At 37.9% G+C, this 17,163-nt stretch carries 14 protein-coding genes, 1 pseudogene and 1 CRISPR repeat array; of the genes and pseudogenes, 3 read left to right on the top strand and 12 right to left on the bottom strand.

Annotated elements, in window-relative coordinates; translation table 11 throughout:
• Positions 1–49: 49 nt before the first annotated feature.
• Positions 50–1,048: a tyrosine-type recombinase/integrase gene (locus ACM0OS_RS03240; RefSeq protein ID WP_414541712.1), complete on the top strand. Its 999-nt coding sequence runs from the start codon at positions 50–52 to the stop codon at positions 1,046–1,048.
• 39 nt (positions 1,049–1,087) lie between these two features.
• Here ACM0OS_RS03240 and ACM0OS_RS03235 read toward each other — a convergent pair whose 3' ends face one another.
• The 3 genes from ACM0OS_RS03235 to ACM0OS_RS03225 all read right to left on the bottom strand — a co-directional run bounded on the left by ACM0OS_RS03235 (position 1,088) and on the right by ACM0OS_RS03225 (position 4,360).
• A complete protein-coding gene (locus ACM0OS_RS03235) occupies positions 1,088–1,642 on the bottom strand; it encodes a hypothetical protein (protein WP_414541711.1) in 555 nt (184 codons plus the stop codon).
• Positions 1,643–1,900: 258 nt separating this feature from the next.
• Entirely contained in the window at positions 1,901–3,658 is a 1,758-nt protein-coding gene (locus ACM0OS_RS03230) for a hypothetical protein (RefSeq protein ID WP_414541710.1), read from the bottom strand.
• A gap of 192 nt (positions 3,659–3,850) precedes the next feature.
• Positions 3,851–4,360 carry a hypothetical protein gene (locus ACM0OS_RS03225; protein WP_414541709.1) on the bottom strand — a complete coding sequence of 170 codons (510 nt, stop codon included), beginning with the start codon at positions 4,358–4,360 and terminating at the stop codon, positions 3,851–3,853.
• A gap of 756 nt (positions 4,361–5,116) precedes the next feature.
• Between ACM0OS_RS03225 and ACM0OS_RS03220 the strand changes: the two genes are divergently transcribed.
• Positions 5,117–5,638 (top strand): hypothetical protein, encoded by a 522-nt coding sequence (locus tag ACM0OS_RS03220; RefSeq protein WP_414541708.1) that lies wholly within the window; start codon positions 5,117–5,119, stop codon positions 5,636–5,638.
• A gap of 118 nt (positions 5,639–5,756) precedes the next feature.
• Here the strand turns inward: ACM0OS_RS03220 and ACM0OS_RS03215 are convergent, their stop codons facing one another.
• Positions 5,757–7,925: a dynamin family protein gene (locus tag ACM0OS_RS03215; protein WP_414541707.1), complete on the bottom strand. Its 2,169-nt coding sequence runs from the start codon at positions 7,923–7,925 to the stop codon at positions 5,757–5,759.
• A 452-nt stretch (positions 7,926–8,377) separates the two neighbouring features.
• Between ACM0OS_RS03215 and ACM0OS_RS03210 the strand changes: the two genes are divergently transcribed.
• The gene (locus ACM0OS_RS03210; RefSeq protein ID WP_414541706.1) at positions 8,378–9,043 is read left to right on the top strand and encodes a hypothetical protein; all 666 of its coding nucleotides are present in this window, start codon (positions 8,378–8,380) and stop codon (positions 9,041–9,043) included.
• Between the two features lie 40 nt (positions 9,044–9,083).
• Here ACM0OS_RS03210 and ACM0OS_RS03205 read toward each other — a convergent pair.
• From ACM0OS_RS03205 to ACM0OS_RS03170, 8 genes and pseudogenes are all read right to left on the bottom strand, one after another.
• Positions 9,084–10,651, bottom strand: a pseudogene (locus ACM0OS_RS03205) (ThiF family adenylyltransferase).
• 251 nt (positions 10,652–10,902) lie between these two features.
• A complete protein-coding gene (locus tag ACM0OS_RS03200; protein WP_414541705.1) occupies positions 10,903–11,388 on the bottom strand; it encodes a hypothetical protein in 486 nt (161 codons plus the stop codon).
• Between the two features lie 130 nt (positions 11,389–11,518).
• A complete protein-coding gene (locus ACM0OS_RS03195) occupies positions 11,519–11,800 on the bottom strand; it encodes a hypothetical protein (RefSeq protein ID WP_414541704.1) in 282 nt (93 codons plus the stop codon).
• A 74-nt stretch (positions 11,801–11,874) separates the two neighbouring features.
• Positions 11,875–12,201 carry a hypothetical protein gene (locus tag ACM0OS_RS03190; RefSeq protein ID WP_414541703.1) on the bottom strand — a complete coding sequence of 109 codons (327 nt, stop codon included), beginning with the start codon at positions 12,199–12,201 and terminating at the stop codon, positions 11,875–11,877.
• A 56-nt stretch (positions 12,202–12,257) separates the two neighbouring features.
• Entirely contained in the window at positions 12,258–12,830 is a 573-nt protein-coding gene (locus ACM0OS_RS03185) for an NYN domain-containing protein (protein ID WP_414541702.1), read from the bottom strand.
• Between the two features lie 471 nt (positions 12,831–13,301).
• A CRISPR array of direct repeats spans positions 13,302–14,278; the repeat unit is 36 nt; unit sequence GTTTCCAATTATTCCGAATTAACCCAATCGGTGGGG.
• A 219-nt stretch (positions 14,279–14,497) separates the two neighbouring features.
• Positions 14,498–14,773, bottom strand: coding sequence for a CRISPR-associated endonuclease Cas2 (gene cas2, locus ACM0OS_RS03180; protein WP_414541701.1), 276 nt, complete (start codon positions 14,771–14,773; stop codon positions 14,498–14,500).
• A gap of 164 nt (positions 14,774–14,937) precedes the next feature.
• Positions 14,938–16,125, bottom strand: coding sequence for a CRISPR-associated endonuclease Cas1 (cas1, locus tag ACM0OS_RS03175; RefSeq protein ID WP_414541700.1), 1,188 nt, complete (start codon positions 16,123–16,125; stop codon positions 14,938–14,940).
• 17 nt (positions 16,126–16,142) lie between these two features.
• A complete protein-coding gene (locus ACM0OS_RS03170) occupies positions 16,143–17,078 on the bottom strand; it encodes a reverse transcriptase domain-containing protein (protein WP_414541699.1) in 936 nt (311 codons plus the stop codon).
• Positions 17,079–17,163 lie beyond the last annotated feature (85 nt).

Genomic DNA, 17,163 nt, shown 5'->3' with positions numbered 1-17,163 from the left:
AATGAGTTATGAGAATATGGCTTGTGAGAACTCATATTCTAGCTAGTTAATGCCTGAATCCACTGACACCCACTCCCTCACCTCTCCCTTGGCGCTGGCTGCACCTACTCCCCTCATTGAGCATCCGGCGGCTGTCTATTTGGCATCGCTGGGCGTTGGTTCTCGTCCAGCTATGCGCCATGCTCTCAATACGATCGCTCGATTACTCACCAATGACAGTTGTGATGCCATGACTCTCAACTGGGCAGCGCTGCGTTATAAACATACTGCGGCGGTACGCGCTGTGCTGATTGAAAATAACAGTCCTGCCTATGCCAATAAGATGCTTTGTGCTTTGCGGCGAGTTTTAAAAGAAGCTTTACGGTTAGAGTTAATGAATGCTCAAGATTTTGCTCGTGCTGTGGATATTCCTAATATTAAGGTCACTAAGCAGTTGCGGGGACGCGCCCTCTCAGCCACAGAAATTGCTGCTTTGATACAAGTTTGTTTTGATGACCCTACACCCACTGGTTACAGAGATGCTGCTTTGATCACTATCCTGCGCGGTGCCGGATTGCGGCGCTCGGAAGTAGTGAATTTAGATTTGAGTGACTTTGATGAAAATACAAGCGCTTTAACAGTTCGTGGGGGTAAAGGTGGAAAAGACCGGACTGTATATTTACCCGATAGCGGTTTAGAGGTGTTGTCAGATTGGTTCAGCATCAGAGGAGTTACAGATGGCCCTCTGCTGTGTCATGTCAACAAAGGTGGGCGGGTGGTGCTACGGCGGCTAACATCTCAGGCGGTGTTGTTCATTTTAGAAAAACGTGGGCAGCAAGTGGGAGTTACTGACTTTTCGGCTCACGATTTCCGCCGCACTTTTATCTCGGAACTGTTGGACTCTGGTGTCGATATTTCCACGGTGCAAAAGCTGGCTGGTCATGTTAGTCCTGAGTTAACTGCCAGATACGACCGCCGCGATGAACAAACTAAAAAACGTGCTGTTCAAAAGTTAATTATTCCTGGTTCTCGGAGAAAACCTCGGCAGGAGTTGGAATTGAATTTTTAAGTGGCGATTGCCGGATTTCTGCGCGGGACTCTCATCTCCTCACTTGACAGGATCATAAAGTCCAGTGTTGGCATTCCATTTCCATCCCGTACTCATGGGGTCGCGGTGGCGCGTATAGCTGAAAAATTCTTTCGTGCTGAGTTTTTCTCTTTCAGTGATCAGGCTTTGGGAAGTAACACCTAGTCTTTGGGCCAGACTTGTGTTTGTCCTGGGTTGCAGTTCAACTTGTGGTTGCTGATGTGAGTATACTTGTCTGCGCGGTCTGGTATTGGTAGATCGTCCAGAGGCGATTGCGCGTTCGATTAGTTCTAGCTGTTTGTTCATTGTTTCAAGCTTGGTTTCCAGCAACTTATCTCTATCAGCAAGATGGGATTCCAATTCCTCCAACTTCTGCTGCAATTGTAAAACTTGTTTGCTACCTGTTGTTATATCGATATCATTTTTGCTATCAAATTCTCCTATTAATTCCTCTAAGGCTTGTAGCAAGGCAATTGTATGCCCTTGCCTGTGTAACTTTGATAGTCGCCGAACCACCCCAATTAGTGGTACGGGTACACGGATCATCTCGCTGGGTGGGGATTTTTGGTCATGCATTTGATATCATTTTTGATATCGACATACTAATCTTAGAAGGTTTGGTAAAAAATTGAAACTTACTGAGTATTAATGCAATTAATACTTACTGAAATTTAAGCTTCGCCCTGTCGTAGCAATGGAACAGGAATGTACGTTAAGCCCAAGATGCCTCAAAGCCTGAATTATCGGTCACCAAGAGGAAAAGGGACAGCTTTGCTGGGAGCAAGGGGGAAAACTGGGACGAAGCTTGGACTCCGCCTGACTTTTAGTTAAGTTTTACTTATTGAGGAATTTGTTTTTAACATAATCTTTAAAATCATTATCTATGTTACCAAAGATGATAGGACCCATAACGATATTAGGATTCTTGTTAGGGCCTATACCTATACCCTCAGTTACAACCAAAATATATCCATGTTTTTCAACGACAGTTCTTGTAATTCTACCTGGATGAAAGCCATGACCTTTTAATGTATGGTTCATAGCTGAATAATTATTCGCATCTATAAGAGTTGTAATTGGGTCTGGGCTGCGGAATATATCAACTGGAAGAAATGGGATAATTCTTATCAAATATGGAAGATAACTCTGTGGTCTGAGTTCACTTCTAGTACAGTTTTGCATAGGCAAGTTCTGCAAATTTTTAGAAATAAATGGGGCAACAAATCTGCGTTGGGAAAGCATTAGCTGATAAATGTTCTGTCTTGTACAATTTGGGTCAGAAGTTGCACAAATTTGAGTTTCTCTAGAATATTCATGCCAGCTGTCTTTGAATCTTGGATCGTTAGCTGGATCTGAAGAAGTAAGATATGGATGTTCTTTAAGATTGAATTCTGGAACATTCTTACACGGTTTTTCAGCAAATAAATCACTAGGTGGAACAGAAATGCAAGAAATCACATACCACCATCGAGTATTTGGATTATCATTTCCCTTGACTGTAATCCCTACTTGTCGGGCTGTGGCTGGTAATCTAAAAGTTCTTTTACCTTGTCCTCCTGTTGGCCCTACAGAGAAAATGCGGTTGCCATCATAATACATCTCCAAGCTATCGGGAATGGTAAAAAATTCATAAGTCAAGACAACCTCACTACCACTTACATTCTGAGGAATGTCAAAAAGGTCAGTTCTAATTTCACTACCACCGCTTACACGTCTCTCCTCACACTGCACAGGTGATCTACAGGTTAATTCTGGTAAACCAGAACCATCAATAGTTGCAGAATTTTGTAATGCAGCGGAACCATGACCAATTGCCCAACCCAAAGCCTGGACTAGCTCTGAAGAAGATTGTGACATCTGACTAGACCAAGAATCCATAGATGTAGAGATTTGATTTATCGATTTTTGGGCATTGTCTTGACAAGTAGTTGATGTCTGAGAGCGTGCGATTTGATAAAAAGAATTAGGTGAGTATGGGACTAACTTGTTTGACTTTTGACGGGGAATATCAGCAATTTTTTGATTAGTTACATTTCCTAATAACTGAAAAGTTTCTAGTGTTTTTCCACTTGGTGACTTGATAGTAGCAGCATTAGCTCTAATCTGTGCTTTTGTGCCATCCGATAAAACCACTTCTGATAATGAGTTGCGAGAAAATTTCACCTGGAAGTTTTGGAGTGATGCTTGCAGTTGTTGATTTTTAAATGGAACAGTATCACTTGAAATTAATACCCGATTAAATGCGATTTCGTGTAGTTCAAAGTTAGCAGAATTTGGTAAGTTAATAAATAAACGCTGCTCTGAACCTGTAGATGGTGAAACTAAAAGAACTTCTCTTTGACCAGAACTCAATGGCATTTGGCGAGTGACAACAAAATCTTTAACTGTCAGACCCCAAGGAGGTAAAAAATAGGGTGCATTGCTATTTGTTGGTCTTTCCCAAGGAGGAAGAGAGGCTAACTGAAAATGACTAAAATTAGTTTGTGTTTTATTTGCTAAAGCCTTATTTATACGATAGTCAGAAAAAATATGCAGATTCAGGCAAGATAATGAAAAAAAACTAATAATTAATCGTTTTTGTTTAATCATCATATAATTATTCATTTATCAGTGAACAGTTATCATTTTATTTTGGTATATTTTCATGTTTTGGGCAGGTAATATGCTCCCTCCACAAGAGTTATATCGCTTCGCTCTAAATAGGAAGTCGGAAGTCAAAATTTTTGAAGAATAAATAACTCCCGACATTGAATGCTTTTGGATGATAGTTGTTAACTGTTTATTCTAAGAGCCACAATTATTACCACCACTATTAACACAAAATGCAAAGGATAAAAATCGACTTCTTTCATGAGCAGATGCGTCTATAACTTGCTGTAGTTTAAAGAATAAAGATGAAACTTGAGACTGGTCAGTGATTGGTTTTTGTAAGAACCATTCGCTGTTAGAAATAGTTTCAAAGGTGACAGTCTGACTTTTAGCGTGTTGCATGACTAACCAAGCAACTATTTCTTGATCTGAGCTTGATAATCCTTTATACCAAGTTTCGTAAACTCCTAGAAGTTGTTGGGTTGGATCTTTGCTATTTGTACCAGGAGATTGGATACCTAAAGTGTTGCTTAAATTTTGAATTGAAGTGTTAGTTGTTTTCACAGTACTATCTATTGTGCGAATTGTATTGTTAATATCTTGCAAAAAGCGAAATGGGTTAGCTGAAGCTGGACGCTGATAAAGGCTGCTTAAAATCAATGCAGTCAAGCAAAGAGTTAGTGAAGATTTGAGGATTTTAGACATGATTAATTCTCCTATTGTCTGAAGTTGGGTGACCAGTTTTAGTTTTCAGGTAGAAATAGACAAATAGATTGCTTCAGTTCATTAAAAAATGTCTGAACTGTTATCTATAAATACAATTAGCATTGCTAAAATTTTTTGAAAGTAGTTTTTATGCGAATGACAAATTGATTATCTGCTGACATTTTTATATGTGTCTGTCGGGAATAAGCAATGGGGATAACTGGATATTTTGAAGCTGGTAATATATTTTCTTTACAAAGCTTTTTGCGTTATTTAGCAACGCGGAGGTTTCAGTTACCAGTTAATGTAAGCAGATCAAAAGCTTTTGTAAATTGACGAAATAATCAGAATTTCAACCACAACTTTTGGGTTGATGAGTGTGATCGCCGATACCATATTCTTAACTCATCAACAACACCCATCCTTTGAAAAGCAGACTCTAACAGGATTGCGGTCAATTGTATTCCTTAAATCAAATGAACATCTAGTAAGGGTTCTGGAAAAATTTTCAGTCTATTGAATGTGCGATCACAAAATTTTTAATTAATTTCGTTATTCGCATAACTATAATCTTTTTCTTGCATCGTCACTGGTAGATTCATAAGTATCAAACTTCTAATAGATACACCATACAGGTGAGCGACGATAAGTAACAATAATTATGATTGATATTTAGGTAAAAATTAACAAATTTTAAGAGAGTATTCCTTACTCATTCATAGAAATTTAAATAACACAATCCAGGATGTTTTTAGCATGAAATTATTTACTTTTAATTGGATTAAAATTGCTATTCTCAATAGTCTATTAGTTGGTAATTTATCAATATTCAGCCCTCAAAATCCGGCATTATCTCAAACTGAAGTTGAAGCTTGTAAAGCAGCGATTAGCAATGCTAAAAATCGCATACAACAAGTTCCTTATGTTGTGATTCAACAGAATTGGACAAGAGATAATTCAGAAAGGTATTTGAATTTACCACCAGGTAGAAACATAGAATATATCTTTCATCTTGGTGGTTATAGACGTAATGGACGTGAGTTAATAACTGGTATACAAACCATTGGAAATTCGCCACAATTTATGAAAAGTATCAGCCAGGAGATTATCACTAAATGTAGTTCAGTCAATTCTGTTTCTTTTGGCAGTACTTTTGCTCCAGGCTGTGGAATAACTTGGGGAATAATGAATGATGGCACAATTAAAGAGTTTACAATGGTGGATGATTGGGAAGTGCGATCGCCTAAACTCAAATGGGGTGAATCAGTATGTATGTAGAGAGCAAATAACCTTTTAAAGCCACCACCAATTACTAAAAGTAATATGGTGGTGGGTAGTTTACTGCTCAATCAACTTTACAGGCTATATTAGTACATCTGCACGGGGAAACTTCAGCTTAAAAAGTTTCTTCTAGCAGTTTGTCGGTAATAGCTTCTACAGCATTCCATTGAGTAAGAATCTGGCTATCGAGAGTATTTAAGCGAGAAACTTCTGCGGTTTTGTCAATTTCTTGAAACGCTTTTTGAGCGAGAAGCTCCTCTAGCTCTAGTTTACGAGAAGAAATGTCACTGTCGATTCTTTGAGTAACTTCATTCTCAAAATTATTAAAAATTTCTTTCACGAAATTATAAACTTTGATCCTTTCTGCCTTAGCAACATTCGGCAAACTCTCTTTCATTTTTTCTTTAGTTAACTTGACTAACTTATTTCTTGCTAATCGTAGTTGCACAGCACCTGCAACTAAACCAGCTAAAGCTATACCTATTGGTCCTAAAAAAGTCCCACCACCGTATAGTAAAAAGATATTAGCTCCTACAGCAGTAAGAAATTGACCAATTAAACTTTTCCAATCTAGAGCGCCAAAACCTACTAAAGCAGCCCCCGCAGGATTTCCTAAAAATATCCCAGCAGCAGCCCCGGCCCATCTCGTCCACCCTGGATATCGTTCTTCAGAAGAAACTGTTCCTGTTTCTATTTTTTGTTCATTCAGTTTTGCATAAATTTTATCTGTCACTTGGGTATAAGCATCGCCATAACTTTCGGCACTTTTAGCAATTTGAGAAAAAGCCTCTTTCAGTTTTTGTTCGGCTTTTTTAGTCCAGTCTGCTATCTTGTCATTAGAATATCGATTAAATGCCTGCTCCAAATTCTCTTGAAACTCTTTTCGTTTACCACCTTTAAGTAAATCAAAAACTTTCAAGTCAGGTTGGTACGGAGCAAAATCAGTTTCAAATGTACTATCTAAGTTAGATAAATAGTTACAAAAATCATCTGCCAATTCGTTGGCGTAGCGTTCTGATTGATTGCGAATTTCATGTTTAAATCTATCCCTAATCTCAACCAACTGATTAAATTCAGGTTGAACATCTAAGATTTTCTGTTTGAGTTCCTCTACTCCTGAGTCTAACAAAGTTATACGTATTCCTACTGTTTCATGAACCTGATGATAAATTTGACGAACTAAACCTTTGACATTTAGTAGCTCGGCAATAATTCGTTTTTGAGTAAGGAAAGGGCGTAAGACATCAAAAAATTTATCGAACCCAGTCCCCTCTAGTGAACCAGAGGGATTTTTGGTGCGGGCTTTAAAAGCTGCTAAAGAATTTAGCTCAAATACTCGTTGCTCGTAAAGGTTTCTGCCATTGACTTGACAGTAAGCAAACAGATTGCTTTGAAATACCTGACGCAGTGTATTCTCGGCTAATGGCAATTCATCTTCATCCTCGATTTTTTGGGCAATTAAATCCCAATTGTTAATGAGAAAAAAAGTAGCTAATTCTCTGCCGTGAATATAATTTTCTAAATAACGACGTTCTGCTTGAGTCAAGGGCTGTGTAGCAGAGAGAACAAAAAGAATAGCATGACAGTTATTGATATAACCCAAAGCTAAATTGTTACGGGCTTCAGTATCATTTAAACCAGGGCTATCGATCAATTCTACTCCCTTCTCTAAAATGTCTAGGGGATACTCAATAACGGCATATTCTACATCTGGGAATGCTGGTATTCCTTCTTCTTCCAACTTTTTAGCCTCATCGGGAGGAATAGTATAACCTTTTTTGAAGGTGTCAAAATCCATTGATTCAGGTGGTTTAGCATCATTAAAATGAATAGTTACTTGTTTATTTTCACCATAGCGAACAATAGTAAGCACTGCTGTGCAAGGATTGACACCTGTTGGTAAAATTTTTTCCCCAATAATGGCATTTAATAAGGTGCTTTTACCTCGTTTCATATCTCCTAGCACGAGCAAGCGGAATCTACCTTGGCGCAAGTTTTCACTAACATTATTAAGATATGTAATATCCTGCTCAAATCCCAATTTCCCAGAAGTATGTTCACCTGCATTTTCAGCTTTCATCAGGATTTCTGCTATTTCATCTAAAATTTTAGCAGTTTCTCTGCGAACTCTAGTAGCTTTTTCCAAGTCACTGCCAAATTGTTCTACTTCATTTAAAGGAGTTTTTACTGTTGAAGTCGTCATAGTATTAGTTGCACTAATACTCACTACTTCAAGGTTATCTGAAGCAAATTCATTATTGATGGGTTTGTCGATATTACTCATAAATTTAAGTCCTCGATTCAAATGTGTATTTTGCGTTTTAACATTTATAAGTTTACAGATAATCACAATCAGACAATGGCTATTTGATGCGACTGACGAAATTCATTAGATATTCAGCGATCGCACGTTATCACTGCTTCAATAAAAATGGTTACTATACTGTTTTTATGCGCCTCGTAACTTTGAGCCAACAACACAGGAAATAGATACTGCTAACTCTACTACAGACTAAACATCAGCAGATAATCATTTCGTCATTCGCGCATGATGTATTTTTATAGGCTCCAACCAATGTTAATTGTGGTATAGACCAAAGTTTCATCTGATTCATCCTGAAAACAGAAGTTATTCAAAATAAAGTTTCAAGTCTTTGGCTGATATCAATCGCTCTATTTATGGTTACACTAACTAATTTATTGAAACTTAAGTGAGCTAAATAAGGAAACAGCAAAATGAAGAAATTACTTGCAGGTATTGCGGCATTCAGCGTATGTATGACTTCTCCAGGTATTGCTAATGCACAGGAATTTACAGAATTTGAGCATCAAAATAATAGATATTACTATGAAACCCTCAATCCTCAAGGTGTTACTTACTATAAGTATAAAGTGCCTGCTTATAGCTTTGGAGTTTTTACACTCAAAAATCACAGTCGTATCTCGGATTTTGACATTTACATATATGACTATTCTGGAGGCTGGAAGCTATTAGGTAAAGGAGAAAATACAGGAGTTAAAACAGAATTGGTTACCACACCAATGGTCTCGCAAGATAGATATGCATATATCAAGATAGTTAATTATGGTTCACAAGCATCTCAATATCTTTTTTACGCAAATCATGTAACTCCTGCAAAGAATTTTGGTATTACTTTAGCTGAAACTATCATCATCTGTAGTCTCGAAGGAAAAAATATTGACAGCGGAACATCTTCTGGCCTAGTCACGGGGATTTCCTCAATACTCCAAGGTAATAATTTGGCAGGTTTGAATCGAGACCTCTTCATTAATGGCATGACTAGCAACATTAGGAAACAATTTGGTTATGGATGTTCAGGAGATTTTGCGGTTAATTGGGTAGTTTCGATGATCAAGGATGTTTACAGGAACTATCCTTGAGTTAAGCTTTGAGAATATTTATTCACATTGCCATGAACCACTACCAATAGTCCATATTGTCAACATCGCTTTCTGTATCAATATCTTCACTCTCTGTTGTTAAGCCGTTAGAGTGAGAACAGAAATAACAATCAGGTGTTTCTAAATACTTTGTATCTGTTTGATGCCAAACGGAATTAGGAAACTCGTAAATCCAATCAATGCCAGCATCTAAATTGAGAAAACCGCTTACCATACCGTGAATTACACCGACTCCGGTACTCGCACAAATACTATTTAACCAGAATACTGCTGGGTCGTTGACTCCTTCTATATAGCCTGCGCGATTCACCATTTGATTGATTTGTGCTGGTGCGGATTCGACGGCTGCTTTTTGCAGGCTAATAATATTACCACACATCAAACACCAACCACCCCCCAAAGGTGGAACGGTGACACGACAAAACATTCGTGGTTATCAGACGGGTTGATATCGATGTGAGTACCCAGACAAACCAGAGGACGCATATATGTCAATGCTAATTCCTGGGCTTGTTTGCGGGAGAGATGATTATCTGTTGCCACTACAATTAAATCAGATCCGGCTATTTCTGTTTGAGCTATTTCGAGATCGCATGATGTGGGGATAGCTTTGACATTGGAACCTGTGGGGTAGATTTTTTTAATTAAATATTTGATATAATCGACTTTATACCATTGTTGCTCGACCATTTTTTGGGTGGCTCCTGGCATTCGATTGAGATTGACTGTTTCCAGGCGATCGCTGTCAATTAAAACCCAATTTTTTACTCCCAATCTCCCTAATGATTCGGCAAAATTTGCACCGATTCCACCGCAACCAATCAGGCTGATTTTGAGTTCGTGAAGTTGCTTTTGACAGACATCACCAAATATTCTTTGTCTGGCAAACATCAGATTTTGATTATTATAGGATTTTTGCTGGCTAAAAATTGATTTCGTCGTGGATTGCATTAAATTTTTGGAGAAGGAACTTAAAATTGTCGTATTATCAAATCTATCTTGATATTGACTATTAAATGGTTGCTCAAATTCTTCTTGTACTGCATCTGAAGCGAAACTGGCATCAAAATTATTTGTTTTTAAGTATGTATTATGAAAATCAACATGATAATAATTTTTACCTTTTCTGTTCCAGATTCGGAATTTACCTTTTTGTAGTGATTGGTTGAAAACTCCAGAAATTAACCGGATTTTTTGAGAAAAGTTACGAGTCAGAAAATTAGCATATTCAGATTCATAATAATCATCAACAGATGAAAATTCAGGCATGAACTCGCCAATATGGGTGTGAATATGAACCACATGCAGTCCATCTTGAAGATACTTTTCTAATATGTAGGAATGGAATTTTTGTGCTAATACTAAGCCACTATTCGATTGTAATTCGTAACAATCTTGTAAAGGAACTACCCAAGCTTTAGGAATGTAGCGAATCTTGAGTTGGGAAATTTGATGGCTTTTACAGAAAAAGAAGCCAATAACTTCTTCGTTAATATTTCGAGACTCTAACATACTTTTGCAAAATTCCTGCCACATTTTTGGAGGTATGTGTAGTAAGTATTCTGGGAGTTTATTCTGATATTTCATTGGATATTTCTCGCAATTTTATTGAAGTGTGATTAAAAGAATTCGCAATTCGCAATTACGTTCTGTGACGTTCGCGGAGCGTCTCGTAGAGAAGTTTGTGGGGACGGTTTACCTCCACAAAACTTCAAGGTATTTAGACCACGACACAAAAGGCGCTACTTGACAGAAGCAGGTGGCTTAAACCCCTAAATTTATTTAATTCCATCTAGACCTCTGCATTAGTGGTGAGAGTCATCACGTATTTATTGCAATCAATCGTCACTGTTAATTGCATGACGGGCGGTAACAAATAGTGTCGCTAAATTATGTCCTTTATCGACTTTTTGACTGGGTTTCCATGAGTTTAACCAGACTTCACGGTTAAATCCTCCTCCGAGTCCAACACAGTACCAATACCATCCCTCATCGCTTAAAAATGGCGCTCCATAATAGCTTTGTCTGGTGAAGTGATGATCTCCTTCTCCGGTGGTGTTCCAAGGGTAATTGAGATAGCAACCGATGGGTGGTAGTTGGGGATATTCAGGTGGTAGTAGAAATAAAACATCGCTGTTGGAAACGGTGAATTTTTGGGATGAAAGGGGCATTCCTTTGATTAAAATTGCCGTATATCTGAGATGTTCAATTGTTTTATTACCAACGATAATATTCTTGGCTAGTTTTTCTAAAATTTTGAGTTCTTCAATTAATCTTGAAGTTGGTTGAAATTCTAATTTGTCCTGAGTAATTGTAATTGTCATAATTTACCTGTTTGCGTTCAAGTTATTTAGCGTTAGGAAGCAAAAAACCTTGATAAGATGTCAATTTTGAAAAAAATAGATAGTGGAAGTTAGAAATTTCCCGTTGTATAAAGTGTGTAAGGTACTTGCACTACAAAATAAAATCTCCCGTACCTTTGACAATTTTGGGTACACTCCATACTTTTGAGCCTTCTTTGAGAGCTTCATTATTTTTTAAAGGTTTAGTTCCACCAAAACCTTCTTCCATGACATCATCGTTGCCAATTTCGGGAAACTTTTTCCGCAATTGTTCTACTGTTGTACCTTGAGGTAAATCCACTAATTTACCATTGATTACTGCCCGCATATTTTCTCCTTGATATGTATTTTCGTATTTAGCCGCTAGTACCGCTGCGCGGAAGTCAAAAGTCAAAAAGCTTATCAAACAGGCTGTTTGACGTTTGACGATTTCAAAGGGTATGCTTATTTACGCCGTGCTGTACTAGTTTATTTTTGTAGTTGCTGCACTGTTGCCTGGGTTGATTGTTTTGTAGGTTGATTGCCTTCTTGGTGGTTGGCATTAAACCAAAACCATAGAAAAAATAATCCAATCACCCCGCAAATATTAATGATGAGAAACTGGATAAACTGTCGAGCGATCGCTTCTTCGAGAAGGATGCATCTTTTGTCTAGTTTGCTGAGGTGATTTTGGATATTGTTGAGTTCCTGGTGATATTTTTCGTTTTGCTGTTGACTAAATTTCATTATTTGTTTTTCTACATTATCTGGATCGTGTATTTCTTGGATAATCAATTTACCGTTGATTGTTCGCATGATTGCTGTGATTTTATGACTGGTTTAATTAATTGCCAAATTAATTAATATTAGAATTAATCAAATATGTTGGCATTACCGATTCTGTGGAATGTTTGATTACTATTTTGAGGGTTAAATGAGTCAAATACTTCTATTAAGTCGATAATACTGTTGGCGGCATTTTTTAACTCACTACCTAATGACTGTTCTACAGATGCAACTTCTACTCGCATTCCTCTTCGTCGCAACTTTTCTGCTAAATAGGCAAAATCTGAATCTCCTGTCACCAAGACAACGATATCGGGTTTGACTTCTAATGCTAATTCGATTGCATCCATTGCCATGACAACATCGATGTTGGTTTCATATTCTTCTCCTTTGGCTTTTCCTTCCTTTGCAACTACTAAAAAGCCGTTATTTTTAGCCCAATATACAAATTTTTCTTTGGTTTTGCGTTGTTCTTCAAATCTTTCTCTAGCTGGTGGTAAACCAACATAAATCACCATTTCGATTAATTCTCTACCTTCTTGGGGATTAGCAAGGTAGTTACATATTTTTTGCCAGTCGATTTTTCTGTTGAAGCTTTGTGCTGCTAGGTAGGTATTATCGCTGTCTGCAAAAATCAAGACACGACGAGATGTAAGCATAGGTTTTTCCCAACTGCTTTCTGTTTGGGTTTGGACTTTGATATGGTTTATTAAAACCTATGCTCGGAAACGCGGGTTTCCAAAAGAAGCGATCGCCTAACAGTTTGGTGACACACCCATCAATTTAAGGTGTTGCGTTAGCGTCCGCGCAGCGTTTCGTAAAGCCTGCGGCATAGCTACGCTTAGGGCGCAGCCTCTCGTAGAGAAGGAAAGCTTACCGCAAGGTATCGTTTGTTTATGAGGAGTATTTAGTACAGATATATTATTGAGTGCTATGAAGACTATATCGATTGTTTTCATTAATAGTTGATTTTTATTAATAGTTGATTTTTATTAATAATTAAAAATACCTGAAACTGCCTTTTCATAATAATCATTACAGTTTCAGGTATCATAATTTCTTCAATTATCCGAATTAACCCAATCGGTGGGGAGTCTCAATTGCGTGTGGAATCGTCACAATTACGTCAGGTTTCCAATTATTCCGAATTAACCCAATCGGTGGGGTCGATACGGTGGAGCTGGTTAAGTCATTGCCTCCAAAGTTTCCAATTATTCCGAATTAACCCAATCGGTGGGGGTTATTAGCAGCAAAAGCAGACAACGATACATACGTTTCCAATTATTCCGAATTAACCCAATCGGTGGGGATTATTTATTATTGGAGACAAAAATTTGGATTTTTGGTTTCCAATTATTCCGAATTAACCCAATCGGTGGGGTCAGGGCAAGGACAAGAACTACACCCGTATCATCGGGTTTCCAATTATTCCGAATTAACCCAATCGGTGGGGATTTTCAGGTGGATATGGAAAATGTCTGTGTCCATGGTTTCCAATTATTCCGAATTAACCCAATCGGTGGGGTTGTGAGGGAATATGCTCAAACATTACAGCATTCGTTTCCAATTATTCCGAATTAACCCAATCGGTGGGGTGAAAAATGGGTAGGCAGAACTATGGAAGCACTAGATTTACGTTTCCAATTATTCCGAATTAACCCAATCGGTGGGGCTTATGTGAACTGTATGGATTTTCCGAAGCTGATGCTTCGTTTCCAATTATTCCGAATTAACCCAATCGGTGGGGTTGGCGGGTAGATCTCGACGTGATGGGAATAGAATGTTTCCAATTATTCCGAATTAACCCAATCGGTGGGGTCACTAAGTCAAGTAATGATTTATTTTGAAGTCTCAGGTTTCCAATTATTCCGAATTAACCCAATCGGTGGGGTCAATGGGAACTTGACACTCAAAGGTGTCAGAAAAGTTTCCAATTATTCCGAATTAACCCAATCGGTGGGGATTAAACGAACCTTTGCAATCGCAAAGGCAGTTTGTGTTTCCAATTATTCCGAATTAACCCAATCGGTGGGGAAAAATGCAAAAATTCTTCTTGTCCGGTGGGAAATATGTTTCCAATTATTCCGAATTAACCCAATCGGTGGGGAGTTCGTCTAGCAGCCCTTACCCAGTAAGGGTTTCAGACCACAAATCGACACCACTGGTAAAATGATAATACATTTATCCAAAAAACGAAACATACACACACCTCAAAAGCTTACCCTATAAGCAATCGACACCACTCAACGAAAAATATGGGGTTTGGGCGATTCTCTGACTGGTGTCGATGGGGAATCAAAGAACACAACCCATAAAAGCCTCAAACCTAGATTACATAATACTTTGGCGGTGGTTGGGGTGCTTCACCACCGATTGTTAACACCCTCTCAACGGCTTCTTGGGATATCCAATAAAAGCGCACATTATCCTCCGCAGGTTTAACTAACTTTCTCACATTTATATAAAGTTGTCGCATTTCCTCCAAACTCAAAAAACACTCAAATACAGAAAACTGGACTCTTCGCCCGTAACCTTCTAAAAAATTGGATAACTTCGTGCGCCTTTTGTCATTAGGAATATCATATACAACAACGACTAACATTTAGATAAATAAAAAGTATAAATTAATGAAACTACAAGTTATTTTACTGGTATTATAAAACTATTTAACACAAATCCCATCATATTCCACCATAGGGTTTAGGATTCCTAAACCCCTACAGGCTTTTCGTAAAATCAGGGTTTTTAAATCAACTTTAAAAAAAATTAAGAAGGTCTTAAAAATGCTGCATAGGGAATATCCGATAATAAACAACGTTTATATCTTCTGACTTGTAATTGAATTGCATGACGGTATGCGACTTGAGATTGTAAATCGGGGTGGGATGTTTCTTCATTCATTCGGGCTTCAAATTTTTGGAGAAAAATTCGCCTTGCTGATTGATTTAAATACACTCCTCCCGTACTATCTAAAATATCGAAATCCTGCGGTTTAAACACAGAATGATTAATTATGTTCATAACCAAACTATCGACAATAACAGACCGAAATTCCTCCATTAAATCAAAAGCTAAATAAGACTTTTGTCTTTCCCCATAGTGAAAATTACCGATATATGGTGAAAGTCCTTCCGCAACAATAAAACTCATGACATTATTCAATAACAGTGTATAACCAAAACTTAAGAGAGAATTTATCGGGTCTGTTGGTGGTTGACGATTGCGGAGAGAAAACTCAAAATTGGGGTTAGTAACTAACTGTCCAAAAGCCGGAAAATATCTTGCGGCTGTGATACCTTCATAACCGCGTAGAGAATCTAAATTCTCAACTAATTCTAAAGAGTCAATATCTTTGCTGATGCCATATATTGCCTGCTCTACTGCTGTTATTTTGCGTTTGCGATTAAAGCGCATTAATAACTGCTTGGAATTGGTTAATTTTCCATAAACGATCGCCTTGGACACATGAAATTGAAAATAGTCGTCATCGCGTCGTTGCATTTGAATGAGATGATTATCTATATTTGTAGATTCCTCACTGGCTAAATGTCCGTGATATTGACCCAGTTGATTGAGAAACAATACAGCAATTTTTTCTTTAAAACAGGCATTAATCACGGGAGTAGAGAGTTGGATATTGCCAAAAATCATGATTTGTTCGACTTCACGAATTGGTATTTCCAGCTTGGGTTTTTCGCTGACATGAATAATAAAACGGAGGTGGTCTTTATAGATACTTGTTCCTTGTTCGAGCAGATAAATTGCAGCCATTTCCTGATTCCAAATGTTTTTTTGTAAAGGACTATGTTTGTCATCACCATCATCAGAGATAATTTCCTTGTCTGTGGTGATATCTGTTTCCACTAAATAAGGTTGATGGAGGAATGCAATTTGATGTTCTTGTCCTTGTGCTAAAATTTCTAGTTCTTGGTTTGGTTCTGTATCTAACTGCAACCTCTCAATTTGCGGTGCTAATTGGCGCGGAGGCGTTTTTTTTTACGTTGCTTTGATTGTGGTTGGGGAAGTGAGTTATTTGTAAATTTGGTGCGGTTTGTATCGATGGGAAAAATCGCGTTATCTATAAATCCATGACCGAGAAAACAAAATCCATGCTCAAAATTAGTAATTCTGGTTTTTTCGGGATGTATCTCTAATCCCATCCCAGCTAATAAATTGATGATTTCTGTTTGCGCTGTCAAAATCTCTGCATGGGTACGTGCTAAAACCACAAAATCATCAGCATAACGCACAAGTTGTAAATTACTGGCGGTGATCATTTCATCAAACTCATGCAGGTAAATATTGGCTAAGATTGGTGAAATTACTGCACCTTGAGGAATACCTTTTTGAGAGAAGATTAAACCCGCATCGGTTTGTACACCCACTGATACCCAGGATTTAATCAAACATAAAATACCGGGATGGTCGAGATGGAGTCTAATTTGTTGTAATAAGCGGGAATGTTCGATATTATCAAAAAATTTGACGATATCAGCATCGAAGACCCAAATATAACCTTCATCACGAAAGTCGGCGATTTTTTCCACTGCATTCAGATAGGATAAATTGGGACGATAGGCAAAACTTGCACTCGAAAATTTGGACTCCAAGACGGGATAAAATACATTTAATAGCGCTTGTTGAACAATGCGATCGCGTACTGTTGGTATTTTTAATTCTCGTAAATTACCATTACGTTTGGGTATGACAACTTGTCTGCAAGGTAGAGGTTCATAGCTACCATTAGCAACTGTATTGCGTAATTCATAGATATTTAATGCTTGATTACGAGCAAAATCATCGATGGTTTCTCTGTCGATACCCGCACAGCCGCGTTTCTCTGCAACTTTTTCCCAGGCTCGTTGAAAATTGTGCAAAGCCAAAAATTCACTAATTATTGCTTCCATAAAACCGATGGGATTGAGGATTTTTGATTGGGAGAATCCAGGTTTTAGTTTAGTTCCTGCTTGGAAAGGCGAGTTTCCATAGGGA

It is taken from the genome of Nostoc sp. CCY0012, assembly GCF_963920855.1.
Taxonomy (GTDB): domain Bacteria; phylum Cyanobacteriota; class Cyanobacteriia; order Cyanobacteriales; family Nostocaceae; genus Cyanocohniella.
The sequence above is the reverse complement of the archived record's forward strand: the minus strand, read 5'-3'. Positions and strand labels throughout refer to the sequence as shown.